The organism is Thiothrix fructosivorans, assembly GCF_017349355.1.
GTDB lineage: Bacteria > Pseudomonadota > Gammaproteobacteria > Thiotrichales > Thiotrichaceae > Thiothrix > Thiothrix fructosivorans.
Genome location: NZ_JAFMPM010000006.1, coordinates 1,411,675 through 1,436,968, shown reverse-complemented (window position 1 = coordinate 1,436,968; position 25,294 = coordinate 1,411,675). Strand labels below are relative to the sequence as shown.

Genomic DNA, 25,294 nt, shown 5'->3' with positions numbered 1-25,294 from the left:
TTTTCTCAGATGCAAGGTCAAGCAAGCATAGAGAGTGTCGACATTTTTGGCTGATAAGCGTGGTGAGTCAACCTCTATTGAGTTCAGGAATGATTCAGTACATACTCGCTAACCTCCGCCGAATTAGCGGATTTCTGTGTTGATTTTTATACAGAAATACATCACTTGATAACAAGTATGGAGTGAAAACCTTGTCATCGTCTACACGAAGGCCGCAACCCAAGAAAAGTTGGGATGAAGCCATGAAAGGCTTTGATTTTCCGGGTGGATATATCCCCGTGGATCACAAAGCCGAGTCAGCCAAATCCTCTTCCAAACCCTCATCGGTAAAGAATCTTTTCAAGCCGGTCGCGCCTGCCAATGTCAGGCTCACACCCGCGAAGCCAAAACCAGAAAAAACGCGCCAGACTCAAGCGAAAATGGCAGCGACTTCCACCAGAAAACCACTGCGCTACCTTGCAACGCGCTCTCTGCTATTAGCGTGTGGCTTGGCAACCCTCGGCAATTTGCCCGTTTACTCGATGATTAATACCTCTAAAGACGGTCAAGTCATCAATTTGACAGACCCACTGTTAGACAACAACTCTCCGGCTCAAGTCATCAAAGACCTGAATTTACCCGCCGTTGCCGTCGAATCCTTTTCAGGGTACGCGATGGATGTCTTGCCCGATGCGACACAAGGCAACTGGTCCATGCGCACCATTGGCGCTGATGACAGCTTAGCAACCATTCTCGGCGGACTAGAACTCACTAAAACCTCGCAAAAACTCTTAGAAGATTCTGCGATCAAACAAGCCCTCAACCACCTCAAAACCGACAGCCGCCTCTTCACACAGGTTGTCGATGGCAGCTTGCAACAACTCATCTATGCCAAAAGCAAAGACGAAACCTACATCGTTTCCGTCACAGATGATGGCTATGTCGGCAAATGGGATACCACCGCCCTAGAAAGCCGCAACGCCAAAATTGCTTTTAGCGTCAAACACTCCATTCAACGCGACGGTAAATCCGCTGGCTTAAGCACTTCACTCATTCGCCAAATCAGCCAAATCTTCCAAAAAGATGTCGATTTCAAGAAAGGCGTGAAAGTGGGCGATAAAGTCGGGGTTATTTTTGAAGATTTCGTCTACCAAGGCGAAAGCATCTACACCGATAAAGTCTTAGCGGCAGAATACACCACTAGCAAGCAAACCTATCAACGGATACGTTTCACCCTTGCTGAGGGCAGAACGGATTATTTCCGCCCCGACGGCGATACCGAGCTGAAACGCCCCGCCTTTGACCGCAAACCACTCACCGATGGACGCTTGAGTTCTGGTTTCGGGATGCGTAATCACCCCGTGTTCTTCCTACGCAAAAACCACGCAGGCACAGACTTTGCTGCGCCACGCGGCACGCCGATTCACGCCACCGCAGATGGCACAGTCAAAGTGATGGAGCGTCAAGGTGGTTACGGTAATTTGGTAGAATTGCGCCATGACGGCAATATCACAACACGCTACGGTCACATGTCCGCCTTCAATGAAGACTTCAAACCCGGCAGCGCCGTGAAGCGCGGGGAAATTATCGGCTATGTCGGATCGACCGGCACATCCACCGGCAACCATGTCCATTACGAATTTCGCGTGAATGGCGAGCCACAAAACCCAATGGCAGTCGAAATACCGCAAGTGGGCATTATGTCAGCCGACGAAATGCAAGCATTCAAGAACCGTGCTTCCGCAATGGTTCAAGAATTAGCTGACCTGCGCAAACTCGCTACTCAGCCTCTTCAATCCATGCCATCTGGATAGCCTCCAGAATCTTCTCGTTGGATTTGTCAGGATTATCGCTGAAACCGTCTAACGCCTGCACCCACGTGTGCAGGTCAGTGAAGCGGATATAACGCGGGTCAACATCTGGGTGTGCGTCGTTCAACTGAATCGCAATTTCCAGCGTATCCGTCCATTTCAGTTCGTCCATTACCACTTCCCCTTAATGATGTTCAGACACCATATTGATGGTGTATTTCGGTATCTCGATAACCAAATCGTCCTGCCCCACTTTGGCTTGGCAACTTAAGCGCGAATCAGGATCAACCCCCCACGCTTTATCCAAGTAATCCTCTTCCAAGTCGGTCGCATCCGCCAACGTGTCGAACCCTTCACGGATATACACGTGGCAAGTCGTGCAAGCACAAGACTTCTCGCAAGCGTGTTCAATATGGATGCCATGTTCCAAAGCCGCATCGCAAATGCTCGTGCCTGGCGCAACATCCAGCACCGCCCCTTCTGGGCAAATGTCTTCATGCGGTAAAAAAATCAGTTTCGGCATGGTATTACCCCTTAAAATTCATCAACGCGATGACCCGCCATCGCAGCACGGATACTGGCATTCATACGACGTTCCACATAGGCATCCGCCGCTTTTTCCAGCGCCTTGATACCCGCTTCGATAGCACGGTAATCATTGCCGGGGCGTAACGTCACCAGCTTGTCGCGGAAGGTTAAAATATAGCTACGCTCATCCGCCGTCAGCAACACATCACCGTCAGCCAGCAATGCCGCATCCAACGCCTCGATAGCACGATCCGCTTCGACTTGCTGTTCACGCAAGCGCCGCGCTTCCATATCATCACGCGCATACGTCATGGAATCACGCAACATGGTTTCAATTTCGGTATCGCTCAAACCGTAGGACGGCTTCACTTCCACGCCCGACGTAATCCCCGTGGTTTGCTCTTGCGCGGTCACATTCAGCAAACCATCCGCATCCACTTGGAAAGTCACGCGGATACGTGCCGCACCCGCCACCATCGGCGGAATACCACGCAGTGAAAAACGTGCCAACGAACGACAGGCTTCCACGGTATCACGTTCACCTTGCAGGACGTGGATCGACATAGCGGTCTGCCCATCCTTAAACGTGGTAAATTCCTGAGCGCGAGCCACTGGAATCGTGGTATTGCGTGGAATGACCTTCTCGACCAAACCACCCATCGTTTCCAACCCCAACGACAACGGAATCACGTCGAGCAGCAACATATCGGAATCGGGTTTATTGCCCGCCAACACATCCGCTTGAATCGCCGCACCAATCGCCACTACCCGATCAGGGTCAATATTCACCAGCAACGGCTTGCCGAAGAATTCGCTGACCTGTTCACGCACCGCCAATACGCGGGTCGAACCGCCCACCATAACGACATCCTTCACCTCGTCCTTGCTGAGATTCGCATCCCGCAAAGTACGCCGACACGCCATTAGGGTTTTCTTCACCAACGGCGCAATCAATTTATTCATGTAGTGACGGGTCAACTCACCCTGCCAAGCGCCTAATGCCACGGGAGTTGTCTCAACCGTAGTCAGCGCTTCCTTCGCATTCCGCGCTACTACCAACGCTGTGCGCAATACTTTCTGGTCAGAACTGCCCTGCAAACCCGACACTTGCAACAGCCATTCCGCAATCACATGATCGAAATCATCGCCACCGAGCGCCGAATCGCCACCCGTTGCCAAGACTTCAAACACGCCTTTGTGCAAGCGCAAGATCGAAATATCGAACGTGCCACCGCCCAAATCGTAAACCGCGATCACGCCTTCCGCATCCTGATCCAGCCCGTAAGCAACAGCAGCTGCGGTAGGTTCATTCAACAAACGGTAAACATGCAGCCCCGCCAGCGTTGCCGCATCACGGGTGGCTTGGCGTTGCGCATCGTCAAAATACGCCGGAACAGTAATCACCACGCCCGTCAAATCGCCACCCAGCGTATCTTCCGCCTGACGTTTGAGGACGCGCAATATTTCCGCCGATACTTCCACCGAGGAAACATCACCGCCCGCCGTATGGATGCGCGGCACACGCGACTCCCCCGTAACAAACTGGTACGGCAAATGCCCACCCAGTTGCACCACATCTTCCACCCCGCGCCCCATCAGGCGTTTAGCGGACGCAATGGTATTCAACGGATCTTCGGTAATCGCCGCTTTTGCGTCATGCCCGACGATAGGCATAGCATCCGCCACATAGCGCACCACCGATGGCAACAAATGCCGCCCTTGCGCATCAGCCAGCGTATCCGCTTGCCCACTACGCACCGTGGCAACTAAGGAATTGGTTGTACCCAAGTCAATGCCCGCCGCCAGACGATGCTGGTGGGCAGTCGTGGACATGCCGGGTTCAGAAATTTGCAGTAATGCCATGAATAATCCTAGAGGCTTTCTTCGAGACGTTCTTCGCGGGCGCGAATGTCTTCCAGCAGGCGCTCGAAAAAGCGCATTTTGAGCATTGCATCTTTAGCCGCCGCGTGGTTTTGCAGCTCCCAGTGTTCAGCAAAGTCGCTTTCCAAATCGCGCATTGCCAAACGCACTTGTGTACCGAGGGTATCCAGCACTTCAAACGGCTCGTCGGACGTTTCCGCTTCCTCGATCGCTTCGCGCAATTCCATCTGCTGCATTAAAAATTCAGGGTCGGACGAGGTGTCGCGGTCATCGTTGATTTCAACACCCGCCAACACCAACAGGTAACGGGCACGAAGGCGCGGTTGCCGCAAGGTATCGTGCGCTTCATTCAGCAAGGAGGTGATTTGCACCGCCAGCCGCCGTTCCTGATCGCTGCCACTGGCAAACCGATCAGGGTGGTATTGCGATTGCAGTTCACGGAAACGTTGGCTTAATGCCGCACCATCCACCGCAAACTGTTGGGGCAAGCCGAACAGGGTAAAGTAATCCTGTTGCAGCTCCGGCAGCAGCGTCAAACGGTGAAACTCTCACCACACCCGCAACGCGCTTTTTCGTTGGGGTTGGTGAATTTGAAGCCTTCGTTTAAACCTTCGCGGGCATAATCGACTTCCGTGCCGTCCAAATACACCAAGGCTTTCGGGTCAACAATCACCTTGACACCCAGACTTTCAAACACCGTGTCTTCGGCTTGAAGGTCATCCACAAACTCCATGACGTAAGCCATCCCAGAGCAACCATTGGTTTTGACACCCAAGCGCAAACCCAAGCCTTTGCCACGGTTGGCAATGAACTTGTTGACGCGGGTAGCAGCGGATTCAGTCAAGGTAATCATCTTATGCGCCTGCCTGTTCTTGCTGTTTCTTTTGGTAGTCTTCAATCGCGGTGCGGATCGCGTCTTCCGCCAATACTGAACAGTGGATTTTCACCGGTGGCAAATCCAATTCAGCCGCAATGTCAGTATTCTTGATCAGCTTGGCTTCTTCCAACGTCTTGCCTTTGACCCATTCGGTCAGCAAACTGGAAGACGCAATCGCCGAACCGCAGCCGTAAGTTTTGAACTTAGCATCTTCGATAATGCCTTGGTCGTTCACCTTGATTTGCAGCTTCATCACGTCGCCGCACGCCGGAGCGCCTACCATGCCCGTCCCGATATTCAGGTCAGCCTTGCTGAAGCTGCCGACGTTGCGGGGATTTTCGTAATGGTCAATGACCTTTTCACCGTATGCCATGATTTATTCCTCGTAGAAATCTTAATGCGAAACCCATTCGACCTTACTAATGTCGATGCCTTCTTGGAACATTTCCCACAGTGGGGAGAGTTCGCGCAGTTTCTCAACCGCAGCGCGGATGCGCTCAATCGCGTAATCCACCTCTTCCACTTTGCTGAAACGCCCCATCGACAAGCGCAGGGAACTGTGTGCTAATTCATCGCTACGCCCCAAGGCACGCAATACGTAGCTGGGTTCAAGGCTGGCGCTGGTACACGCTGAACCGGAGGACATTGCCAGCCCTTTCAGCGACATCATCAGGCTTTCACCTTCCACGTAGTTGAAGCTGATGTTCAAAATGCCCGCAACGCGATGTTCTAAATCACCGTTAACGTAGACTTCTTCAATGTCTTTCAAGCCGTCGTACAAACGGTTGCGCAACATTAGGATACGATCATTTTCCGCGTTCATTTCCAACTTGGCAATGCGGAAGGCTTCACCCATACCCACAATTTGATGGGTGGGCAATGTGCCGGAACGCATCCCGCGTTCGTGACCGCCGCCGTGGGTTTGTGCCTCGATACGCACGCGGGGTTTGCGACGCACGTACAACGCACCAATGCCTTTAGGGCCGTAAATCTTGTGAGCAGAGAAGCTCATCATATCCACTTTCAGGGCTTCGATGTCAATGGGGACTTTGCCCGCACTTTGAGCTGCATCAACGTGGAAGATGGTTTTATTGGCGCGGCACATCTCACCAATGGCGGCGATGTCTTGAATCACGCCGGTTTCGTTGTTGACGTGCATGATCGAAACCACGGTGGTGTCTTCGCGCATCGCCGCTTTGAGCTTAGCCAAGTCGATCAAACCATTGGGTTCGGGGTCAAGGTACGTCACCTCGAAACCTTCGCGTTCCAATTGGCGACAGGTATCCAGCACCGCTTTGTGTTCGGTTTTGCACGTAATAATGTGTTTGCCGCGACGCTCGTTGAAATGTGCCGCGCCCTTGATAGCAAGGTTATTCGATTCGGTCGCGCCGCTTGTCCACACGATTTCTTTGGGGTCAGCGTTGATCAGTGCAGCCACGTTGCCACGCGCCTCTTCCACCGCCGCTTCGGCTTCCCAGCCAAACGAATGGCTTTTAGACGCTGGATTGCCAAACACACCCATCGGGGTTAGGTATTGCATCATTTTCTCGGCAACACGCGGGTCTACGGGAGTAGTGGCAGCGTAATCGAAGTAAATGGGCATTTTCAGTTCACTCATGGGGCTTGTCCTGCACTAGCATTAATGGGAATGTGAATGGTGGGCGCGGAAGTCGATGCGTTTATCATTTTGGCGTGCGGCAGTGGCTTGCACTTCCATTTTCGCGGTCATATCGGCGAGGGTGATTTCCGAGAGAAACACGCGAATCTGGTTGCTTAAGTCCATCCACAAATCGTGGGTTAAGCAGCGTTTATTGTCTTGGCAATCGCCTAAACCACCGCAGCGTGTCGCATCCACATTTTCATCCACCGCGCTGATAATGTCAGCAATCACAATGGATTCGGGCGTGCCATTGAGTTGATAACCGCCGCCGGGGCCGCGCATACTGACCACTAAACCCGCTTTGCGCAGTTTAGCAAACAGTTGTTCTAAATAAGAAAGTGATATATCCTGCCGTTCAGAAATCTCTGCCAGTGACACTGGTTGATCCCCATTATGCAAGGCCAAATCCAGCATGGCTGTCACCGCATAGCGACCCTTCGTAGTCAGTTTCATAGTGATGCTCTCCATTCAAGCTGCACACATCCTACCAATACCCGACAAAACTAGTCAAGTATTAAGGTTTTATGTATCCCTTTTGGAATAAATTTTGTGCAACGCAGCATATAATGACGTAAGATCACGCACATAATAGCCAATATCGACACACATAAACGTATGGAAAACGCCAACAACCGCCCGCGCAAGCAAATCCAATCGCAGAATGCGCGACGAAATTTATACGCCAAGCAACTCTATGCTGTTGAAGTATTACGGGCAGTTGCCTTTCCCTCAATCACTGCTTTTGTTATTTGGGCAGCGTATAGTTTTTACTTGATACAATCGTTAACCACGGACATACACCAGATGCAAAAAACCATGGTAAACATGCATACTAAAGTGCAGGTTAATCTGGATGTTCTCACCAAGCAGATAGAAACCAGCAAAAATAATATGACGGAGATGGTTCAAGCAGCAGATACCATCAATCACCATGTTCACAACATACATAACAACTTGCACAGCATGGCAAGCACTGCCCAACAGATGGACGCGTCAACCCAAAATATGACCCTATCGGTCTACAACATGCAGCAAGGTATTGGCAATATCAACAAGCACATACCCATATTTCCGCCATAAATATGCAGACAATCAAGGTCTTGTTGCTTCCTCATCAAACCGCTCAGTTTGCAAAGCGGGCAGCGGTTTTGCCTCCACGACCCCACCCAAATGCTGGATTTCTTCGCACAGTTTATCCATGCGTTCATCCATCAAGTGAATATGATCCAACATCCGATTCATCGTATGCGCGACCGGATCAGGCATGTCTTGGGTTGCACCGTAAGCATCGAACCCCATTTTCTGCGCAATTTCTTCGCGGCGTTTTTCCTGCGGCTTGCGCGGGGTCACGATACGCCCCGGAATGCCAGTGACGGTTGCCCCTTCTGGCACATCTTTCACCACCACCGCGTTAGAGCCGACCCGCGCACCGCTGGCAAGGGTGATCGGCCCTAGGATTTTTGCACCCGCACCGATCACCACATCATTGCCCAACGTGGGGTGGCGTTTGCCTTTTTGCCAGCTTGTACCGCCCAAGGTGACACCGTGATAGAGGGTGCAATCGTCGCCGATTTCAGCGGTTTCGCCAATCACCACGCCCATACCGTGGTCGATAAAAAAGCGCCGCCCGACCGTTGCACCGGGGTGAATTTCAATGCCCGTGAACAATCGCGCCACATTCGACAACACGCGTGCCAACCATTTGAAACCGCGTTGCCACAACCAATGACTGAGGTGATGGATGAAAATAGCGTGCAAGCCGGGGTAGGTCGTGACAATTTCAAACACATTGCGGGCAGCAGGGTCACGGTCAAAAATGCAGTAAATATCTTCACGGATACGCTCGAACATGCGATTCCTCAGGCTGTGGCGAATTGGGCTGCTTAGTATGCCTACATCTGCGCAGTTGCGCCAATCACTGCCTGACCCAAGGCAATACCACCGTCGTTGGACGGTACGTGTTGATGGGTCAGCACCTGCAAACCCGCATCTTCCAGCCGTTGCTGGATGCCATTAAACAGAATGGCGTTTTGGAATACACCGCCGGATAAAGCGATAGCTTGAATGGCGGGATATTCCGCACACAAACGCTGCGCCAACTCGGTAATAATGTGGATTAAACCTTGGTGAAATTGCGCAGCAATAGCTTCGCGGCAATAGCCTGTTTGCAGGTCTTTGAGCAATTCATACCATAGCGGTGCAGGGTCAATTTCCCAACAGTCAGCGGCATTCTTGGCGAGGGCAAACGGGTAAGCCGGAACGATATTGAGCAAACACGCTGGAGTAATGGCTTCCAACTCGATGGCGGCTTGCCCTTCGTAGCTGATGCTGGCACGACTGCAATCAAGCGCAGCCGCCACCGCATCAAACAAACGCCCGCAGGAACTGCTCAATGGCGAATTCAGACCACGCGCCAGCATGGTTTCTAGCGTTGCCAGCGGTTGTTGTTGCAGGAATTGTATCAGTTCCAGATCAGCAAAATGGGCGGCAACCTCTACCCAGCCGAGAGCGTGCAAATGCGCCCACGTATTGCGCCACGGCTGCACAATGGCTTGCGTACCACCAGGCATGGCGACGGGTTTGAAATGCCCGACCCGCTGGTATCCACGGTAATCTGCCAGCAAAAACTCACCGCCCCAGAGTGTGCCATCATCACCATAGCCCAAACCATCCAGCACAATGCCCAGCACTTTGCCGCCATCCATAGCCCAGCCATTTTCTGCCATGCAAGCTGCGACGTGAGCGTGGTGGTGTTGCACTTCAATCAGCGGCAAACCTTGTTCCCGCGCCCATTGCTGCCCCAGTTGGGTGGAACGGTAACCGGGGTGTTTATCCACCACAATCGCTTGCGGTTGATGCTGGAACAAGTCGCGGTAAAGCTGCAAGGTGTGGGTGTATTCGCGCCAAGTACGCGCATCTTCAAGATCACCCAAGTGTTGCGAAAGAATGGCTTGCCCGTCGCGTACCATTGCAAATGTATTTTTGAGTTCGCCGCCCATTGCAAGGAGTGGCGGTGCATTGGTAAACCCCGACGGCAAGGTGATGGGTTCGGGGGCATAGCCACGCGCACGGCGCAATAAACGCGGTTTGCCAGCGAGGATGCGGGTGACAGAATCATCGACACGGTTCACGATGGGGCGATTGTGTAATAGCAGGTAGTCAGCGATGCCCTGCATTCGCTGGCGGGTTTCCGCGATGGTGATGCACTGCGGTTCTTCGCTGAGGTTGGCGCTAGTCATGATCAGCGGCGTATTCCACGTTGCGAGTAGTAGGGCGTGGAGGGGCGTGTAGGGGAGCATGAAGCCGATGGTGGGTATCTCTCCACCTACCCTACGTTCTAACAATACAATTGGGGCGTGTTTGCTGTGCAATAACACCGCTTCAGCTTCAGTTACGTGGCAATACTGGCGAATTACATCCACATCTCGCGCCATCAGCGCCAGTGGTTTCTGGTAGCGGCGTTTGCGGCGGCGAAGCTCGGCAACGCTGACTTCATTCGTTGCATCACAAACGAGGTGTACGCCCCCCAAGCCCATCAGCGCGAGAATGTGACCTTCGCGTAGCAAGTGGTTGGCAGTGTCGAGGCAATCGCGTTCTGTTCCGCTTGGTGCAATCCCCTGCCCCGCCCTATCTTCCAACCACACATTGGGGCCACACGTCGGGCAAGCATTCGGTTGTGCATGAAAACGTCGGTCAGCGGGGTTTGTATATTCGCGCAAACATTCGGGACATTGCGGAAAACCCACCATACTGGTATTGGCACGGTCATAAGGTATCGTGCGCACAATGCTCAAACGGGGGCCACAATGGGTGCAATTGGTAAACGGGTAACGGTAACGGCGGTTACTTGCATCGAAAATATCCACACGGCAGGCAGGGCACATTGCTGCGTCTGCCACAATTCCTGTGTGAATCTCGCCGGATGCGCTGGCGATAATACGAAAATCGTCGTGTGGGCAAGCAGTATCCAGCGCCGTGACGAGGATGTCATCAAGCCGTGCCAGCGGCGGGATGTCGGTACGCAATTGCTGTTGGAAATCAGCCAGTGCGGATTCATTACCCCACGCTTCGATCAGCACACCACTGCTATCATTGCGTACCGTTCCGGCAATACTGCAAGCCTGAGCCAGCCGCCAGACATTAGGGCGAAAACCGACACCTTGTACCAAACCCGTGATGCGGATACTGCAAGCACTCATCACCTATGACTCAATCCGTGCGGCTAAATGCGCCCAATCCACTTCCTGCAAAACCCGCGCCTGTTGTTGCACATAATGTTGCTGCATCGCCGCCTGTTTCTGCTCCGGCGTCACCATGCCATGAAACGGCAACATTGCCTCGTAAGCCGCATCCTGATGCACTTTGAGCGGAGTCAACACATCCTCGCGGCGCGTATAAAAAGCATCTTCGCCTTCCGCACACACTTGATCAAAGACGTTAAAATGGCGGCACGCCAGCGGACGCATGGGGTGGACAGCACATGCACCATCCAACAGAAACGGGCATGGCTGACCTGCCACATGGTTGGCAAGTTGCGGTTTAAGACGGGTACGAACATCGGCGGGCATGATTTTGGTGACATACCAATACAGCCCCAGCAATTCCAGCGGGAAAATCGGAATGGTGGTATGGCTCTTGCAGCAACTGGAACAACCTTTGGCGCAGGCAAGTTTGCGACCGTTGCGCTCTTCTTGCTGGATACCCTTGGCAACGCCAACATCAGCGCGATAATAAGCATCGAAGGCGTAACCCAGCCATGTATTTGCCGCCTCGTCAGCAGGAAACTTGAGGCGTTGGGGTTTGCCGTAAGCGGCTTTTTTGGGTTTCATCCAGACTCCGGTGAGGTTCAGCAAATGCGTGTCAACTGTTTTCTGGGCAGCATAGCGGAAACCTTGCCTTTTGTCAGAATAGCTAGAAAAAAACCACCGTCGCGGTTTATCCGCATGGTAATGAAGAATATAGTTACATACTAATAAAACTGATCACAATACAGACAGCATCATGTGGGAGAAGAAGAACTTATGAGTACGGGCAAATCTAGCAAGTGGCGCGATACCGTCATCCTGTTTGCGACCCTGACGTTATTCTGGCTAATGCTAAGCGGCAAGCTGGATACTGATGTCCTCATCGTCGGCGCAGTCGCATCATTAATCATCGCCCTGCTCTACCGCGATGGTCTGTCGTTTTTCACCGAATTCCGCTTCACCCCGCAAGCGATTGTGGCGGGCTTCCGTTACTACGGCTACTTCTTGCAGGAGCTGTTCAAATCCAATCTGAAAATGGCTGCCATTGTGTTGTCGCCCTCACTCCCGATTACGCCGGGTATCGTTAAAGTGCGCACCCGGCTAAAAAGCCGCATGGGGCGGCTGATGCTGGCGAATTCCATTACGCTGACACCGGGAACGCTAACCGTCGAGATGGCGGGTGAATGGCTGTACATACACTGCGTCACGCTGGGTGCAACGGATATTGAGGCAGCCACGGCGGAAATTGTCAGCGGGTTCGAGTCTTACCTTGAGGTGATGTATGGTTGAGGTGTTGATTGCCATTGCCGGAACGCTTGCCGGGCTGGCATTCCTGCTGGCACTGGCGCGGTTTGTGCGCGGGCCATCGCGGGTAGACCGTGTGGTTGCGTTTGACGTGCTGACGGTGATTTCGATTACCTTCATCGTGCTGGTGGCCTTGGTGGAAAACCGGGGCATTTATCTGGATGCGGCGTTGGTTTACGCGCTGTTGTCATTCCTGGGGGTAATCGCCATTGCCCGCTATCTGGAGGGCAGGTTCTGATGGGACTGCTAATCGACATTATCGGTGGCTTGCTGCTGGTCAGCGGCGCGGCCTTTCTGCTGTTCGGTAGCTTGGGGCTGCTGCGGATGCCGGATGTTTTCAACCGCATTCAGGCAGGCACAAAAACCACCACATTGGGAACCTTGTTAACCCTTGCCGGGGCAGCTTGTTTGCAACCCGCATGGGGCTGGAAACTATTGCTGATTGGGGTATTCCTGATCTTCACTAACCCCGTTTCCGCTCAGGTGCTGGCGAACACTGCCCACCGACGCGGAGCGCAAAAAACCCCATTGACCAAGATTGACCAGTTGGCAGAAGACCAAGAGGGCAAAGCATGAATACCGTATTACTGAGCATCGGCGTATTGCTGGCGGTTGCCATGATTGGCGTGGCATGGCTAACGATTCGCGCCACCCGGATTGCCACCGCGATGTTGGCGGCAGGGTTGGTGAGCCTGTTTGCGTCGGTGCTATTCCTGTTTCTCGCTGCCCCTGATGTGGCAATGACCGAAGCGGCGATTGGCAGCGGCTTGACTACCTTCCTGTTTTTCTTTGTGCTAGGGCGCGTGCGCGGAGGCCAATCATGATCCGACGTTTTGCGGTTTTCCTGCTGTTGCTGGGCTTGGGGGCAATCTTTGCCGACCTGTTGCTGGGCTATACGCCAAGCGAGGAACTCAACCTGACAGCACGTTACTACGCGGAACACACCGCGCAGGATTTGGGTGCTGCCAATATCGTCACCGCGATTGTGGTCACTTACCGGGGTCTGGATACGCTGGGTGAAGTCACGGTGCTGTTTTTGACCGCCACTATTATTGGCATGGTGTTGGCGCGTGGACGTAAACACCGCGCATTGCAACGCCAGTTACCGGCGGCAGGGGAATTGCTGACCACGGGTAGCCGCCTGTTAGTGCCGCTGATTTTATTGCTGGGCGTGTATGTGTTCGTCAACGGGCATTTGACCCCAGGCGGCGGTTTTCAGGGCGGGGCAATTGTGGCATCGGCGGCGTTGCTGTTGTTGCTGACAGATCCGTTGAAACGCTTTAGTCACCGCCTGATCGCGGTCATGGAAGCGGTATCGGGCTTGTTTTTCATCGGGCTGGGGGTGCTGGGGCTGGTGTATGCAGGCGGCTTCCTCGATAGCCGGGTGCTGCCCAACGGGGCATTCGGCACACTGTTTTCAGCGGGTGTCATGCCCATCATTTACAGCTTTATCGGTCTCAAAGTCGGGGCTGAATTCACTTCCATGCTGACCCATCTGGCAGAAACGGAGCAATCATAATGGACTGGATCGCAATGGCAACAGGCTTCATCCTCATCCTGATGGGGCTGTATGGCGCACTCACCAACCGTAATATCTTGCGGATCATTGTCTCGTTCAGCGTCGCCAATACCGGCGTGAATCTGGTGCTGGTAGCGGTGGGGTATATGCGCGGGCGCACTGCGCCGATTCTGGATGAAGCCGTACCGATGACGGATGCCGTCACCCGCATTATTGACCCATTGCCGCAAGCGTTGGTGCTGACCGCCATCGTGATTGGGCTGGGGGTAACAGCCTTGATGCTGACGTATGCCTACAAGTTGTACGAAGAAAAAGGCACGCTCGATATTTCCAAATGCAGGGATTTGAAATGGTAAGCCCACTCTACATCATTGCCGTCGGGCTGGGGGCAGCGTTCCTGCTCGGCCTGTTGCCGGAAAAATGGCAGCGGGCAGCCTATGGCGTAACCCTCCTCGCACTCGCGCTCATGGGCTGGATTGCCGGAAGCTGGCTGTGGGCGTTTGCGCTGCAAGGGGCTGCGCCGGTTGAAATCTTCACCGCAGGGACACAACCACCGTTTGCGATCAATTTCCGGGTCGGGCTGGCGGAAGCGTCACTGGCCTTACTGATGGCGTTGACGGGTTTGCACGCCGCGCTGTACATGCGCGATACCCTGTTCAAACAGGGGCGGCGGGCAATGGCGGTGCTGCTGATTTTCGTGATGGCCACCTGCGGGGTGATTTTCACCCGTGACCTGTTCAACCTGTTTGTGTTCATGGAACTGGTGGTGATTTCTACCGGTGGGCTGGTGCTGCTGTCAGCGGATCGGCGGGCGTTGGGGGCTGGTTTGAAATACCTGATTGTGTCGCAACTGGTGTCCATCCTGATGCTGGTGGGAATGGTATTTGCCTACCACGCCACTGGCACACTCAACATCGACGGCATGGCAGCAGCGCAAGCCGACTTGTTCAAAGGCGGGGCGTTGGCGTTTTTCCTAATGTTGATGGCGGTGCTGGCAGAGTTGAAACCCTTCCCTGCCAACGGCTGGGGGCTGGACATTTATGAATCGGCACACCCTGCATTTGCGGCACTGTTTTCGGCAGCAACCGGGGCAGCAACCGTGTACGCGGCGGACAAGCTGTTGCTGATTGGCGGGGCGCAATGGTTGCCACTGGCAAGTGCCATCGGGATTGTAACCTTTGTGGTTGCCAATATTTTTGCCTTGGTGCAAGACAATGACCGGCGGTTGCTGGGCTATTCCTCGATAGCACAGGTGGGGCTGATCCTGACCGTAATCGGGCAGCGCGATTTGCTGGGGGAACAGTATTATTTTGTGGCAGGCGGTATCTTGCTGGCTCATGCGGTTGCCAAAGCGGGCTTATTCTGGCTTTCCGGGTTGGTGGCAGCGCGGGGCCTGGGTGACTGGGCTGCGTTACGCGGGCATCCGGTACTGGTATTTGCGTTTGTCACCTTTATTGCCTTGTTGGTGGGTTTGCCGCCCTTCCCCGGCTTTTATGCCAAGTGGGAACTGGCGCACGCACTGGCAGCAAACGGGCAATTGTGGTTGTTGGGGCTGATCCTGTTTGGGGCATTGCTGGAAGCGGCGTATTTGTTCCGCTGGTTTGGCTACGTGCTTAAGCGTGAACAGCCGCAAGCGGGATTATTGCTGCAAGCCATCAAGGAAGATGTTGCCTTGAGTGCGGTAGTGGTTGCGTGGTTATTGGCTTATTTGTGGGGCGAACTCTCCGGGCAAGGCAATCTGTTGCACGCCATCCCTTTGTTGTTTGCGCTGCTGTTTTTGCCGCTGGACTGGCTACCTGCCAAGCTCAAAAACGGGTTGGCAATTGCTGGGCTGGTCGGTTGGTTTTACCTGCATTACCCCAGTTACGATGCGCTGCAATTGATTTTTGCGGCGGTAATGTTGCCGGGTGGTGCGATTATTTTGCTGGCAAGTTTCCAGACGCAGCAACGGCGGGTGGGATTCTACCCGGCAGCAATGCTGATGTTTGCGGGCTTGGCGATGTTGATTGAAGCCAAAACCTCGTTTGCGTTTTTTGCGGCGTGGGAATTGCTGACGGTGGGTTCGTATTTCCTGATTCTGCGCGGCAAGCATTCTGAACCACACGCGCTGTCGTATATTGTGTTCTCGCTGGGCGGGGCATTCCTGATGCTGGCGGGGTTTGCACTGGCGGCGCAAGGTGTGCCGGACTTTAAAATTGCGGCGTTGGCACAGGTGGCAGAACCGTTTGCACCGTGGGTATTTGCGCTGCTGGCGATTGGTTTCATGACCAAAACGGCGGCGGTGGGTGTGCATATCTGGTTGCCCGGCGCACATGCGGAAGCGGAAACCGATGTATCACCGCTGGTGTCCGGTATCTTGCTGAAAGCGGGGCTGTTCGGGCTGTTCGTGTTGCTGATGACAATGGGCAAGCAGCAATTGTACGGGGTAGAACTCACCCACGTGATGCTGTGGATTGGGGCGATTTCGGCACTGATTGGGAACTTGCTAGCAATTTTCCAAGAAGATGCGAAACGCTTGCTGGCTTATTCTTCCATCGGGCAAATGGGTTACGCGCTGTTTGGGCTGGCAATGATGAACCATCTGGGCTGGCTGATGGCCTTGATGTTTGTCATTAACCATTACATTTACAAGTCGATGTTGTTCCTGTCAGTGGGCGGGGTTGCCAAACGTACCGGCACACGCGATATGTACCGCATGGGCGGCTTGATTACGCTGATGCCGCTGTCGTTCATTGCAACCTTGATCGGGATTATTGCGGTGTCGGGTGTGCCGCCGCTTTCCGGGTTTGGCGGACGCTGGATTTTCTACAATGCGATTATGACGGCGGAATACCGTTTGCCGATGGTGATTATTTTCCTTGCGGGGCCGATTGCGTTCCTGTACCTGTTCCGCCTGATTCACACCATTTTCTTGGGGCAGTTGAAAGATGAATTGCGCACCGTGAAAGAAGCACCGTTCTGGATTGTGTTGCCGCAGATGATTTTTGTGGTTGCCTTGTTGGTGTTCGCGCTGATTCCGGGCATGGCGTTGCGGCATGTGGATGCTTACCTTGCGCCGTTCTTTGGTGGGCAGAATGGGCTGGATTGGGCAGGGTTGACCATTACCAGCGAATTCGGTTACTGGAGTCCGGTGTCGATCATGCTGATTATCGGGGTGATTTTTGCCACGCTGTTTGCTTGGTTGCTGTTCGTCAACCGCAGGGCGCAGCCGGTGAAGCAGTTCAATATTGTGTTTGCCGGTGAACGCCCGTTCCGCCCGGAAACCACCCATTTTGCCTGGAACTTCTTCGCACCGTACCGCAAGGCACTGGGCTTTTTGACCCAGCCGCTGGTAACAATTTTTTGGGAAACCCTCACGGAATTGCTGCATTCGGCGGCAGATATTTTACGGCGGATGTATACCGGGAATGGGCAGACTTACGCCATTCACCTGCTCGCCTTTGTGATTATCGTCTACCTGTTGTGGATGGGGGGCTTGTGATGGAATTTGAATGGATGAGAATCCCGTGGGCGTTGCTGACATTGTTTATTGTCATCAACTACGGCTTGCTAATGACGGCTTTGGTACAAAAAATCGGCGCACGGGTGGGGCGGCGGCATGGTATCCCCATTTGGCAGAATTACATTGACATGATCAAAAACTATGCGCTGCGTACCTCCATTACCCACGGGGTGATGTTCTATCTGGGGCCGGTGTTCCGGCTGTCCGGCGGGGTGGGCTTGTTGCTGTTTGTGCCGAGCATTTACGGCTCGGAAATGTTCGCCAACTTTTCGTTTGCGGGCGATTTGATCCTCGCGCTGTATTTTGTGTTCTTTGGCACGCTGGGCATGGCATTGGGTGCGGCGGAAAGCGGGCATCCCTATTCCGCTATTGGCATTACCCGTGGCTTGTCGCAGATGACGGCGGCGGAATTGCCGTTTGCACTAGCGGTGTTTGCGGTGGCCTTGCAATACCAAACGCTTTCTGTGACCGAGATTGTAGCGGCACAGCAAGGTGGGGTGTTGCACTGGACATTATTTACCAATCCGTTAGCGGTGGCGGCGGCGATGATGTCGTTCCTCGGTTCGATGATGCGCCCACCGTTTGACGTGGTACTTGCGCCGCAGGAAATCCCCATTGGCCCGCCGACCGAATACCATTCCTCGTTTCTGGCGATGATGCAGACCAACCGGGCGTTGTTCCCGGTCGCCAAGATCGTGGTGTACATGAACCTGTTCTTTGGCGGGGCGGGAAGCTGGCCGGAATTTTTCCTCAAGGTATTCCTGATTTACATGGTGTCGGCGTTTGTCGGGGTGGTATTCCCACGCTTCCGGGTGGAACAGTCGATCCGCTGGTTTTTAATCTGGGCAGTGCCGTTGGGCATCCTCGCCGTGGTACTGGTGTAAGGTTATGAAAGAAGAATTACTCAAACGCATTGTAAAAACGCCGGATGGTCAGGAAATCGAAATTGACCCGCTGCGCGATTATTACTGCGAAGCAGGCCCCACGGTGCAACCGCCTGCGTACACCGCGATTATTGAAAAGCTGTTCAACTGGGCGCGTTCCGAATCGCTGTGGATTCTGGGCTTTGGCACGGGTTGCGGAGCGATCGAAATGCGCCCGCTAATGACACCGCGTTTCGACGCTTACCGTTATGGCATTCAGTGGCGGCCTACCCCGCGCCAGTCCAACCTGTTTGTGATTTCTGGCTATTTGTCGGTGAAAACCCTCAAGCGCGTGATCCGTTCCTACGAGCAGATGCAAGGACCGAAATACGTGGTGGGGTTAGGGTCTTGCACCATTAACGGCGGCATGTACTGGGATTCCTACAACACCATCAAGCGACTGGATGATTATTTGCCGGTGGATGTGTATATCGCGGGCTGTATGCCGCGCCCGGAAGCCTTGCTGGCAGGGTTTGAAGAGTTGAAAAAAATCATCCGCGCTGGCAAAGCCGAAGGCGCAAACCAATACGCCGCCAACTTTGACTGGTACAAAGCCAACCAGAAAAGCGTCATCCACGATTGGGACATGCCGGACTACAACTGGTGAGCATTATGCAGCAACTTTACGACACCCTCACACAACGTTTCTCACTGGGCGAATTCACCCGGCAACGCGCCGACCTCGCCTTTATTACAGTGGAAGCGGTACGCCTGCACGCCCTGTTACGGCATTTGCGTGATCAGGAAGGTTTCACCCATCTGGTGCTGTTAACGGCAGTGGACTGGCTGGAAGATGGGCAATTTCAGCTCACTTACCTGATCAACAACCGCGCCAAATGCCAAGATTTAGGCTTGCGGGTAATGATTGCCCGCGATAATGCCAGCATGGAAAGCATCCACGACCTGTGGGCAGCCGCAGCGACTTACCAACGCGAATTGCGCGAAATGTTCGGCATCGACTTCCCCGGTAGCCCACGCCTGATGGACGATTTCATTCTGGAAGGCTGGAACGCCGCCCCGCCCTACCGCCGCGATTTCGATACCCTCGAATATTCACGCGCCACTTACCGCGAACGCCCAGGGCGCGAAACCCGTGACCCGGCAGCGCACATGAAACAACAACTGTACGGGGACAAAGGCGATGTTTGAGTTAGACCGCAGCCAATACCCGCAGAAAAAAGCCGACGGCACACTGGACATTGACCTCACTTCCGGCAAATACCTGAAACTGTGGCAAGGCCCGCAACACCCCGGCATTACCGGCAATATGGCGATTGAACTGACCGTGTGCGGCGACGAAGTGGTGGATGCCACCACCCACGTCGGCTATTTGCATCGCGGCTTCGAAAAGTTGATGGAACGCCGCACCTTCATGCAGTGCTTCCCGATTGTGTGCCGCATTTGCGTCCCCGAACCCGATTTCAACGAATACTGCTACGCCGCTGCCGTCGAAGAACTCGCCGGGTTGGAAATCCCCGAACTGGCGCACTGGATCCGTACCCTGATTCTGGAAATGGGGCGCGTCAACAGCTACCTGATGTACCTCGGCGGGCAAGCCGGTGCCTTCGGGCAAGGCGTGATCGGGCAATGGACAACGTATGTGCGTGACCTGATGCTCGACCGTTTCGAGGAGCTGACTGGCGCACGCATTTACCACATGTTCATTATCCCCGGCGGGGTGCGCGATAACCTGCCAGACGGGTTTGCCGGGCGCATGGAAGAAACCTTGCGCGAAATCGAAAGCGTGCTGGCGGATGTGGATCGGGTCATGTTCCACAATGCCGTGTTCAAGAAACGTGCGGTCGGCGTGGGCGTGATTGATACCGCATGGCTGGACAGTTACGGCATTACCGGCCCAAATGCCCGCGCCGCCGGAGTCGCCAAAGACGTGCGCAAAGACCAGCCTTATCTGGTCTACCCCGAACTGGAATTTGAGGCGGTGACGGGCAAGGATTCCGACATTTACACCCGTGCGGATGTACGCCGCCGTGACTTGCTGCTGTCGCTGGATCTGATCCGGCAAATTTTGAGCAGACTGCCCAAAACGGGCGCGGTGATGACCAAGTTGCCCAATGTGTTGCACTGGAAAATTCCGCGCGGTGAAACCTATGTCCGTGGCGAATGTTCACGCGGCGAATACGGTTATTACCTCGTCACCGATGGCAGCGGCTACCCGCGCCGGGTGAATGTGCGCGGGCCGTCTTACACGCATTCGATTGCGCTGTTTGAACGCATGGTCATCAACGCCAATATTTCTGATGTTGCCGCTTTGCTGGTGTCGCTGCACACCTACCCGCCGGAGATCGAACGATGAGTATCAGTGACGTACTATCCCCGTTTACCGCTTGGAAAAACCTGTTCCGCGACCCGGTAACGATCAAAGACCCGCTCAATGAACGCCCCGGTGCGGCGCGTTATCGCGGCTTCCACAAGAATGACATGGACAAGTGCATCGGCTGCGGAACCTGCGAAACCATTTGCCAAAACGGTGCGATTGACATGCTGCCGGTAGAAGGCATTCCGGCGGTGCAAGGTGATTCCGGCTTGCGCCCGCGTATCGACTACGGGCGGTGCTGCTGGTGTGCGCTGTGTGTGGACGTGTGCATGACCGGCTCGCTCACCATGTCCAATGAATACAAATGGGTGGAAAGCGACCCCGACCTGTTCCGTTTTACCCCCGGCGTGGACAAAAAATATTGGGACAATGCCGAACTCGGCTACCAGCGTCATGATGAAAAGCATCTGATGCCCGTGGCACGCGAGGAAATGCCAGAACTGCACCCAGAAGCGCGGCTGGATTCGTTTGTCGAAATCGTCCAAGGTTACAACATCGAACAAGCCAAACTGGAAGCTGATCGTTGCGTATCTTGCGGCTTGTGCATTGCCACTTGCCCTGCGCACATGGCGATTCCCGACTACATCAAGGCGGTGCGGGACGGCGATTACGAACGCGGGGTACAATTGCTGTACGAAACCAACCCGTTTTCGCAAGTGTGCGGGCGGGTGTGTACGCATTGTTGCGAAGATTCGTGTGCGGCACGGCACGAAGGCGATCCGATTGCCATCCGCTGGCTCAAACGCCACATCATTGATCAAGTGCCGCAAGAAAAAGTCATTGAATTAATTGGCAAACCGGCTGCCCCGACGGGCAAGAAAGTTGCCATTATTGGGGCGGGGCCTGCGGGTCTGACGGCGGCGTTTGATCTTGCCCGTTTGGGTCACGCGGTCACGGTCTATGAAGCGCAAGCAGCGGGTGGCGGCATGACACGCTACGGCATCCCCGAATACCGCTTGCCTTACAACGCGTTGGACAGAGACATTGCCGTGATCACCGCAATGGGTGTGGAAATTAAATACAACCAGCGGGTTGGCACGGACATTACCATGCAGCAACTGGAAGCCGATTATGACGCAGTAGTGCTGGCAATCGGCTTGCATCAAGGGCGTTCCACCCGCATTCCCGGTTCCGACCACCCACAGGTACGCAAAGCGGTTGACCTGCTGCGCCAGATTACCGCTGGCGAAACGATTGACGTACCCAAATCCATGGTCGTGATCGGCGGCGGCAACGTGGCGATGGACATTGCCCGCAGCATGGCACGCCTGCAATTGCAGCACTACGGCGAAATCCGCGTGACCCTGACCGCATTGGAAGACAAGGCGCATTTCCTCGCCGATCCGGTGGAAATCAAGGAATCGCTGGAAGAGCAAATCAACATCCTCGACAGCCGTGGCCCACAAGCCTGCGTGATCGACGACAACGGCAAGCTGCTTGGCCTAAAAACCTGGAAAGTCTTGTCGATATTCGATGCAGAACGCCGCTTCGCCCCAAAATACGACCCGGCAGACGAGCAAATCCACGAAGGTGAAATGATCGTCGAAGCCATCGGTCAAATGGCCGATGTCAGCCTGCTCGGCGATGCACTCACCGAAAAACTGGAATGGAACCGTGGACGCATCCAGATTGACCCGAACGGACGCACTTCGGAAAACTGGCTGTGGTCAGCAGGCGATTGCGTCAAAGGCCCCGATGTCATCAACGCTGTTGCCGACGGCCACCGCGTCGCCACCAGCATCCACCGCGCTCTTACCCCACAGGAGGCAACCGCATGAGCGAAGCCAGCATCCAACGGCTGCAAAGCAAAACCACCCTCAAGGAAATCCTGGAAGTGGCAACCGAGTTTGAACGCACTGCCCGCGATTTCTACACCGACCTGATTCCCAAGGTACACAAAAGTATCCGTTATCTGGTGGAAGAACTGGCGACAGAAGAACAAGAGCATTACGACCTGTTTACCCAAATGGCAGCGCGTGACGATCTGGAGCAGCAACTCAAAGTTGAAGTGGAACGGCCTACCAGTGACCACAAGTTTTCCGACTGCATCCACCTGCCCGACCTTGGCGAACAGCCGGACGATCAGGCGGTGTTACAGTATGCCTTGCGGCGCGAACATGCGGCGATGGAGCAATACCACGCCTTGGCGCAAGGCACGGAAGCGGGGCCGATCCACGACCTGTTCCTGTACCTTGCGAATGAAGAAACCAAGCATAAAAATGAGCTGGAGAAACTGTACTACGCGACGGTGCATAGTGGCGGGGTGTGAAATTTATACTGCTGTCAGCAAATCCGGGGTAATTGTTCACCCGGCAGCATATCCACAATCCGTTCCCCACCGAAAGCGGTTTGCAAGATCACATGCCCGTCACCCTCCATCACTGCGCCGATGATGCAAGCATGATAACCCTCAGGAATGCGTTGCATCGCAGCCAACACGGCTTGTGCTGCGGTGATGGGGACGACAGCCACCAGTTTACCTTCATTGGCAAGATAGAGCGGGTCTAAACCCAGAATCTCGCACATACCGCGCACCGGGGTACGGATCGGCAGAAATTCTTCCTTCAACACCATATCGACGTTAGAACGTTCCGCAAATTCGTTCAGCACCGTCGCCAACCCGCCACGGGTTGCATCACGCAAGCAATGAATGTCGGGGCAAACTGCAAACATCGCTTCCACCAACGCATTCAACGGGGCGCAATCGGATTCGATGTCCGCCTCCAACGCCAAATCGCCCCGCGCATTCAGGATAGCCGCACCATGATCGCCCAACCAACCGTTGACGATCACCACATCGCCCACTTGCGCACCGCCAGCGGACGGGTTGAAACCTGCCGGAATCACCCCCACGCCAGCAGTATTGATAAACAGCTTATCCGCTCCGCCACGTTGCACCACTTTGGTATCACCCGTGACGATTTGCACACCTGCCTCATCCGCTGCGAGCCGCATGGATTGCAGAATGCGGGCGAAGGTTTCCAGCGGCAAACCTTCTTCGATGATAAAACCGCAACTCAGGTATAGCGGTTTTGCGCCCCCAACAGCAAGATCGTTGACCGTGCCATTGATGGCGAGCGTGCCGATATTGCCACCGGGAAATTCCAGCGGGGTGACGACGTAGGAATCAGTGGTGAAGGCTAGGCGGTCACCTTGCGCAACCAGTTCTGCCAACGGGATGCGGGCTTGGTCTTCGCCCTCTTCCAGCAGCGGATTGGTGAAAGTCTGGCGGATCAGGTTGTCTACCAGTTGGTGCATGGCGCGTCCGCCGCTACCGTGAGCGAGGGTAATTGTTCCAGCAAGATTCATGTGTTTTCCTTACGCTTTGCCAATTTGCCATACGCATAATAAGCCGCACACGACCCCTCTGGCGACACCATCAGCGCCCCCAGCGGATTCTGCGGATTACACGTCTTCGCAAACGCCGGGCATTCCCACGGTTTCATTACCCCGCGCAATACATCCGCACACTTCAGGTGTTCGGGGTCGTGCGTACTCGCCGCCGCTTGCAGCTTAAACTTCCTCTCCGCATCATAAGCCGCATACGTTTCCCGAATCTGGATACCCGCATCACCAATATTGCCCAAGCCGCGAAACTCGCTGTGTTCCCGCGTTTCGTAAACCTCGGCAATCGCTTTCAACCCCTCGACATTGCCCGCCTCCGGCACAATCCGCGCATACTGGTTTTCGACCTCGCAACGCCCTTCGGCAAACTGTTTCACCAGCATCCACAAGGCTTGCAAAATATCGAGTGGCTCAAAGCCGGTAATCACCAGCGGCTTGCGGTAATCGCGGGTCACGAAATCATACGGATGTGCGCCGATCACCATGCTAACGTGACCGGGTGCGAGGAAACCGTCCAGCCGCAAATCGGGGTCGGTGAGAATCGCCCGCATCGTCGCAGGCGTGGTGATGTGATTGCAGAACAGCGAAAAATTCTTCAGCCCTTCACGGTGTGCCTGCAACAGCGTCAGCGCCGTACTCGGCATGGTGGTTTCAAACCCCAACGCAAAAAACACCACGTCGCGGTCGGGATTTTTGCGGGCAATGGCGAGCGCATCCATCGGCGAATACACCATGCGCACATCGCAACCATCCGCTTTGGCTTGCAACAGGCTTTTGCACGTACCGGGGACACGCATGGCATCGCCAAACGTGGTGAAAATCACGCCGGGCTGTTCCGCAATGACCACGCAATCGTCGACCCGTGCCATCGGCAATACGCATACCGGGCAGCCGGGGCCATGCACCATTTCGATGTCAGCGGGCAACATTGACTCGATGCCGTATTTGAATAAGGTATGGGTGTGCCCACCGCAGAATTCCATGATTTGCAGCGGCATATCACGTTGACCGCGAGCAATAGGTGCAAGCCGTTTGATTTCTTCCACCAGCTTTTTGGCGGTAGCCGGATCGCGGAATTCATCCATGTATTTCATGTGGAAGTCTCCACTTGCCGCATCAAGTCGATCTCAGCCTGCATATCACCGAGTTCTGCCAGCAAGGCTAACGTGCGTGCGGCTTCTTCCTCATCCAACCGGCTCATCGCAAAACCGGCGTGTACCAGCACCCAATCACCCACGCAGCTTTCAGCCGGGTGTTCATCATCGACCACGCAAGTGATAATGACATCACGTTTCACCCCGCCGATGTCCACTTTAGCCACGAGGAATTCAAGATCAACCAGTTCGGTAATTTGTCCGGGGATGCCGAGGCACATGCTGTTCTCC

At 54.5% G+C, this 25,294-nt stretch carries 29 protein-coding genes; 15 read left to right on the top strand and 14 right to left on the bottom strand.

The annotated features are described in order from the left end of the window. The first annotated feature begins 191 nt into the window (after window positions 1-191). Window positions 192-1,793 (top strand): M23 family metallopeptidase, encoded by a 1,602-nt coding sequence (locus tag J1836_RS10505; protein WP_207251044.1) that lies wholly within the window; start codon window positions 192-194, stop codon window positions 1,791-1,793. On the opposite strand, the gene iscX is transcribed toward J1836_RS10505, so the two are convergent. Genes iscX through J1836_RS10465 form a run of 8 tightly spaced genes read right to left on the bottom strand, consistent with a single transcriptional unit; the run spans window position 1,759 to window position 7,189 of the window. Continuing rightward, entirely contained in the window at window positions 1,759-1,962 is a 204-nt protein-coding gene (gene iscX / locus J1836_RS10500; protein WP_207251043.1) for a Fe-S cluster assembly protein IscX, read from the bottom strand. The genes J1836_RS10505 and iscX overlap by 35 nt on opposite strands. 12 nt (window positions 1,963-1,974) lie before the next feature. Then, window positions 1,975-2,313: an ISC system 2Fe-2S type ferredoxin gene (gene fdx, locus J1836_RS10495; RefSeq protein WP_207251042.1), complete on the bottom strand. Its 339-nt coding sequence runs from the start codon at window positions 2,311-2,313 to the stop codon at window positions 1,975-1,977. Window positions 2,314-2,324: 11 nt separating this feature from the next. After that, complete coding sequence (hscA, locus tag J1836_RS10490) at window positions 2,325-4,181, bottom strand: Fe-S protein assembly chaperone HscA (protein WP_207251041.1); 1,857 nt, start codon at window positions 4,179-4,181, stop codon at window positions 2,325-2,327. A gap of 8 nt (window positions 4,182-4,189) precedes the next feature. Further along, window positions 4,190-4,735 carry a Fe-S protein assembly co-chaperone HscB gene (hscB, locus tag J1836_RS10485; protein ID WP_242632793.1) on the bottom strand — a complete coding sequence of 182 codons (546 nt, stop codon included), beginning with the start codon at window positions 4,733-4,735 and terminating at the stop codon, window positions 4,190-4,192. Further along, window positions 4,732-5,052, bottom strand: coding sequence for an iron-sulfur cluster assembly protein IscA (gene iscA / locus J1836_RS10480; protein ID WP_202718029.1), 321 nt, complete (start codon window positions 5,050-5,052; stop codon window positions 4,732-4,734). Before iscA ends, hscB begins: the two co-directional genes overlap by 4 nt. A gap of 1 nt (window position 5,053) precedes the next feature. Continuing rightward, entirely contained in the window at window positions 5,054-5,449 is a 396-nt protein-coding gene (gene iscU / locus J1836_RS10475; protein WP_207251040.1) for a Fe-S cluster assembly scaffold IscU, read from the bottom strand. A 21-nt stretch (window positions 5,450-5,470) separates the two neighbouring features. Continuing rightward, window positions 5,471-6,694 carry an IscS subfamily cysteine desulfurase gene (locus tag J1836_RS10470; protein ID WP_278189476.1) on the bottom strand — a complete coding sequence of 408 codons (1,224 nt, stop codon included), beginning with the start codon at window positions 6,692-6,694 and terminating at the stop codon, window positions 5,471-5,473. 21 nt (window positions 6,695-6,715) lie between these two features. After that, window positions 6,716-7,189 carry a Fe-S cluster assembly transcription factor gene (locus J1836_RS10465; protein WP_207251039.1) on the bottom strand — a complete coding sequence of 158 codons (474 nt, stop codon included), beginning with the start codon at window positions 7,187-7,189 and terminating at the stop codon, window positions 6,716-6,718. A gap of 162 nt (window positions 7,190-7,351) precedes the next feature. On the opposite strand from J1836_RS10465, the gene J1836_RS10460 reads away from it, so the two are divergent. Further along, the gene (locus J1836_RS10460; protein WP_207251038.1) at window positions 7,352-7,816 is read left to right on the top strand and encodes a hypothetical protein; all 465 of its coding nucleotides are present in this window, start codon (window positions 7,352-7,354) and stop codon (window positions 7,814-7,816) included. Between the two features lie 12 nt (window positions 7,817-7,828). On the opposite strand, the gene cysE is transcribed toward J1836_RS10460, so the two are convergent. From cysE to J1836_RS10445, 3 genes are read right to left on the bottom strand one after another with little or no spacing between them, the layout of a single operon-like run. After that, window positions 7,829-8,587, bottom strand: coding sequence for a serine O-acetyltransferase (gene cysE / locus J1836_RS10455; protein WP_207251037.1), 759 nt, complete (start codon window positions 8,585-8,587; stop codon window positions 7,829-7,831). A gap of 41 nt (window positions 8,588-8,628) precedes the next feature. After that, window positions 8,629-10,935, bottom strand: a complete 2,307-nt coding sequence (gene hypF / locus J1836_RS10450) for a carbamoyltransferase HypF (RefSeq protein ID WP_207251036.1) — start codon at window positions 10,933-10,935, stop codon at window positions 8,629-8,631. Between the two features lie 3 nt (window positions 10,936-10,938). Continuing rightward, the gene (locus J1836_RS10445; protein ID WP_207251035.1) at window positions 10,939-11,565 is read right to left on the bottom strand and encodes a YkgJ family cysteine cluster protein; all 627 of its coding nucleotides are present in this window, start codon (window positions 11,563-11,565) and stop codon (window positions 10,939-10,941) included. A gap of 192 nt (window positions 11,566-11,757) precedes the next feature. On the opposite strand from J1836_RS10445, the gene J1836_RS10440 reads away from it, so the two are divergent. Genes J1836_RS10440 through J1836_RS10380 form a run of 13 tightly spaced genes read left to right on the top strand, consistent with a single transcriptional unit; the run spans window position 11,758 to window position 22,833 of the window. Continuing rightward, window positions 11,758-12,270: a Na+/H+ antiporter subunit E gene (locus J1836_RS10440; RefSeq protein WP_207251034.1), complete on the top strand. Its 513-nt coding sequence runs from the start codon at window positions 11,758-11,760 to the stop codon at window positions 12,268-12,270. Beyond that, complete coding sequence (locus tag J1836_RS10435) at window positions 12,263-12,523, top strand: MrpF/PhaF family protein (protein WP_207251033.1); 261 nt, start codon at window positions 12,263-12,265, stop codon at window positions 12,521-12,523. Before J1836_RS10440 ends, J1836_RS10435 begins: the two co-directional genes overlap by 8 nt. Next, entirely contained in the window at window positions 12,523-12,861 is a 339-nt protein-coding gene (mnhG, locus tag J1836_RS10430; RefSeq protein WP_207251032.1) for a monovalent cation/H(+) antiporter subunit G, read from the top strand. The genes J1836_RS10435 and mnhG overlap by 1 nt, the downstream gene beginning before the upstream one ends. After that, entirely contained in the window at window positions 12,858-13,109 is a 252-nt protein-coding gene (locus J1836_RS10425) for a hydrogenase subunit MbhD domain-containing protein (protein WP_093070244.1), read from the top strand. Before mnhG ends, J1836_RS10425 begins: the two co-directional genes overlap by 4 nt. Further along, complete coding sequence (mbhE, locus tag J1836_RS10420; protein ID WP_207251031.1) at window positions 13,106-13,804, top strand: hydrogen gas-evolving membrane-bound hydrogenase subunit E; 699 nt, start codon at window positions 13,106-13,108, stop codon at window positions 13,802-13,804. The genes J1836_RS10425 and mbhE overlap by 4 nt, the downstream gene beginning before the upstream one ends. Then, window positions 13,804-14,160: a sodium:proton antiporter gene (locus tag J1836_RS10415; protein WP_207251030.1), complete on the top strand. Its 357-nt coding sequence runs from the start codon at window positions 13,804-13,806 to the stop codon at window positions 14,158-14,160. The genes mbhE and J1836_RS10415 overlap by 1 nt, the downstream gene beginning before the upstream one ends. After that, entirely contained in the window at window positions 14,154-17,285 is a 3,132-nt protein-coding gene (locus tag J1836_RS10410; protein ID WP_207251029.1) for a proton-conducting transporter transmembrane domain-containing protein, read from the top strand. Before J1836_RS10415 ends, J1836_RS10410 begins: the two co-directional genes overlap by 7 nt. Next, window positions 17,285-18,190, top strand: a complete 906-nt coding sequence (locus J1836_RS10405; RefSeq protein ID WP_207251028.1) for a respiratory chain complex I subunit 1 family protein — start codon at window positions 17,285-17,287, stop codon at window positions 18,188-18,190. The genes J1836_RS10410 and J1836_RS10405 overlap by 1 nt, the downstream gene beginning before the upstream one ends. A 4-nt stretch (window positions 18,191-18,194) precedes the next feature. Beyond that, on the top strand, window positions 18,195-18,836 hold the full coding sequence (locus tag J1836_RS10400) for a NuoB/complex I 20 kDa subunit family protein (RefSeq protein WP_093070252.1): 642 nt from the start codon (window positions 18,195-18,197) through the stop codon (window positions 18,834-18,836). 5 nt (window positions 18,837-18,841) lie between these two features. Beyond that, window positions 18,842-19,378: an NADH-quinone oxidoreductase subunit C gene (locus J1836_RS10395; RefSeq protein ID WP_207251027.1), complete on the top strand. Its 537-nt coding sequence runs from the start codon at window positions 18,842-18,844 to the stop codon at window positions 19,376-19,378. Beyond that, window positions 19,371-20,543, top strand: a complete 1,173-nt coding sequence (locus J1836_RS10390; protein WP_207251026.1) for an NADH-quinone oxidoreductase subunit D-related protein — start codon at window positions 19,371-19,373, stop codon at window positions 20,541-20,543. Before J1836_RS10395 ends, J1836_RS10390 begins: the two co-directional genes overlap by 8 nt. After that, window positions 20,540-22,342 carry an FAD-dependent oxidoreductase gene (locus J1836_RS10385; protein ID WP_207251025.1) on the top strand — a complete coding sequence of 601 codons (1,803 nt, stop codon included), beginning with the start codon at window positions 20,540-20,542 and terminating at the stop codon, window positions 22,340-22,342. Before J1836_RS10390 ends, J1836_RS10385 begins: the two co-directional genes overlap by 4 nt. Beyond that, the gene (locus J1836_RS10380) at window positions 22,339-22,833 is read left to right on the top strand and encodes a ferritin family protein (RefSeq protein WP_207251024.1); all 495 of its coding nucleotides are present in this window, start codon (window positions 22,339-22,341) and stop codon (window positions 22,831-22,833) included. Before J1836_RS10385 ends, J1836_RS10380 begins: the two co-directional genes overlap by 4 nt. Before the next feature lie 14 nt (window positions 22,834-22,847). On the opposite strand, the gene hypE is transcribed toward J1836_RS10380, so the two are convergent. From hypE to J1836_RS10365, 3 genes are read right to left on the bottom strand one after another with little or no spacing between them, the layout of a single operon-like run. Beyond that, window positions 22,848-23,873, bottom strand: coding sequence for a hydrogenase expression/formation protein HypE (gene hypE, locus J1836_RS10375; RefSeq protein WP_207251023.1), 1,026 nt, complete (start codon window positions 23,871-23,873; stop codon window positions 22,848-22,850). Beyond that, window positions 23,870-25,003, bottom strand: a complete 1,134-nt coding sequence (gene hypD / locus J1836_RS10370) for a hydrogenase formation protein HypD (RefSeq protein WP_207251022.1) — start codon at window positions 25,001-25,003, stop codon at window positions 23,870-23,872. Before hypD ends, hypE begins: the two co-directional genes overlap by 4 nt. Further along, entirely contained in the window at window positions 25,000-25,284 is a 285-nt protein-coding gene (locus tag J1836_RS10365) for a HypC/HybG/HupF family hydrogenase formation chaperone (RefSeq protein ID WP_207251021.1), read from the bottom strand. The genes hypD and J1836_RS10365 overlap by 4 nt, the downstream gene beginning before the upstream one ends. Window positions 25,285-25,294 lie beyond the last annotated feature (10 nt).

Excerpts from the sequence above, each read along its gene's own strand:
- iscX (WP_207251043.1), bottom strand. The coding sequence starts at position 1,962 with ATGGACGAACTGAAATGGACGGATACGCTGGAAATTGCGATTCAGTTG.
- fdx (WP_207251042.1), bottom strand. The coding sequence starts at position 2,313 with ATGCCGAAACTGATTTTTTTACCGCATGAAGACATTTGCCCAGAAGGG.
- hscA (WP_207251041.1), bottom strand. The coding sequence starts at position 4,181 with ATGGCATTACTGCAAATTTCTGAACCCGGCATGTCCACGACTGCCCAC.
- iscA (WP_202718029.1), bottom strand. The coding sequence starts at position 5,052 with ATGATTACCTTGACTGAATCCGCTGCTACCCGCGTCAACAAGTTCATT.
- iscU (WP_207251040.1), bottom strand. The coding sequence starts at position 5,449 with ATGGCATACGGTGAAAAGGTCATTGACCATTACGAAAATCCCCGCAAC.
- J1836_RS10470 (WP_278189476.1), bottom strand. The coding sequence starts at position 6,694 with ATGAGTGAACTGAAAATGCCCATTTACTTCGATTACGCTGCCACTACT.
- J1836_RS10465 (WP_207251039.1), bottom strand. The coding sequence starts at position 7,189 with ATGAAACTGACTACGAAGGGTCGCTATGCGGTGACAGCCATGCTGGAT.
- J1836_RS10460 (WP_207251038.1), top strand. The coding sequence starts at position 7,352 with ATGGAAAACGCCAACAACCGCCCGCGCAAGCAAATCCAATCGCAGAAT.
- cysE (WP_207251037.1), bottom strand. The coding sequence starts at position 8,587 with ATGTTCGAGCGTATCCGTGAAGATATTTACTGCATTTTTGACCGTGAC.
- hypF (WP_207251036.1), bottom strand. The coding sequence starts at position 10,935 with ATGAGTGCTTGCAGTATCCGCATCACGGGTTTGGTACAAGGTGTCGGT.
- J1836_RS10445 (WP_207251035.1), bottom strand. The coding sequence starts at position 11,565 with ATGAAACCCAAAAAAGCCGCTTACGGCAAACCCCAACGCCTCAAGTTT.
- J1836_RS10440 (WP_207251034.1), top strand. The coding sequence starts at position 11,758 with ATGAGTACGGGCAAATCTAGCAAGTGGCGCGATACCGTCATCCTGTTT.
- J1836_RS10435 (WP_207251033.1), top strand. The coding sequence starts at position 12,263 with ATGGTTGAGGTGTTGATTGCCATTGCCGGAACGCTTGCCGGGCTGGCA.
- mnhG (WP_207251032.1), top strand. The coding sequence starts at position 12,523 with ATGGGACTGCTAATCGACATTATCGGTGGCTTGCTGCTGGTCAGCGGC.
- J1836_RS10425 (WP_093070244.1), top strand. The coding sequence starts at position 12,858 with ATGAATACCGTATTACTGAGCATCGGCGTATTGCTGGCGGTTGCCATG.
- mbhE (WP_207251031.1), top strand. The coding sequence starts at position 13,106 with ATGATCCGACGTTTTGCGGTTTTCCTGCTGTTGCTGGGCTTGGGGGCA.
- J1836_RS10415 (WP_207251030.1), top strand. The coding sequence starts at position 13,804 with ATGGACTGGATCGCAATGGCAACAGGCTTCATCCTCATCCTGATGGGG.
- J1836_RS10410 (WP_207251029.1), top strand. The coding sequence starts at position 14,154 with ATGGTAAGCCCACTCTACATCATTGCCGTCGGGCTGGGGGCAGCGTTC.
- J1836_RS10405 (WP_207251028.1), top strand. The coding sequence starts at position 17,285 with ATGGAATTTGAATGGATGAGAATCCCGTGGGCGTTGCTGACATTGTTT.
- J1836_RS10400 (WP_093070252.1), top strand. The coding sequence starts at position 18,195 with ATGAAAGAAGAATTACTCAAACGCATTGTAAAAACGCCGGATGGTCAG.
- J1836_RS10395 (WP_207251027.1), top strand. The coding sequence starts at position 18,842 with ATGCAGCAACTTTACGACACCCTCACACAACGTTTCTCACTGGGCGAA.
- J1836_RS10390 (WP_207251026.1), top strand. The coding sequence starts at position 19,371 with ATGTTTGAGTTAGACCGCAGCCAATACCCGCAGAAAAAAGCCGACGGC.
- J1836_RS10385 (WP_207251025.1), top strand. The coding sequence starts at position 20,540 with ATGAGTATCAGTGACGTACTATCCCCGTTTACCGCTTGGAAAAACCTG.
- J1836_RS10380 (WP_207251024.1), top strand. The coding sequence starts at position 22,339 with ATGAGCGAAGCCAGCATCCAACGGCTGCAAAGCAAAACCACCCTCAAG.
- hypE (WP_207251023.1), bottom strand. The coding sequence starts at position 23,873 with ATGAATCTTGCTGGAACAATTACCCTCGCTCACGGTAGCGGCGGACGC.
- hypD (WP_207251022.1), bottom strand. The coding sequence starts at position 25,003 with ATGAAATACATGGATGAATTCCGCGATCCGGCTACCGCCAAAAAGCTG.
- J1836_RS10365 (WP_207251021.1), bottom strand. The coding sequence starts at position 25,284 with ATGTGCCTCGGCATCCCCGGACAAATTACCGAACTGGTTGATCTTGAA.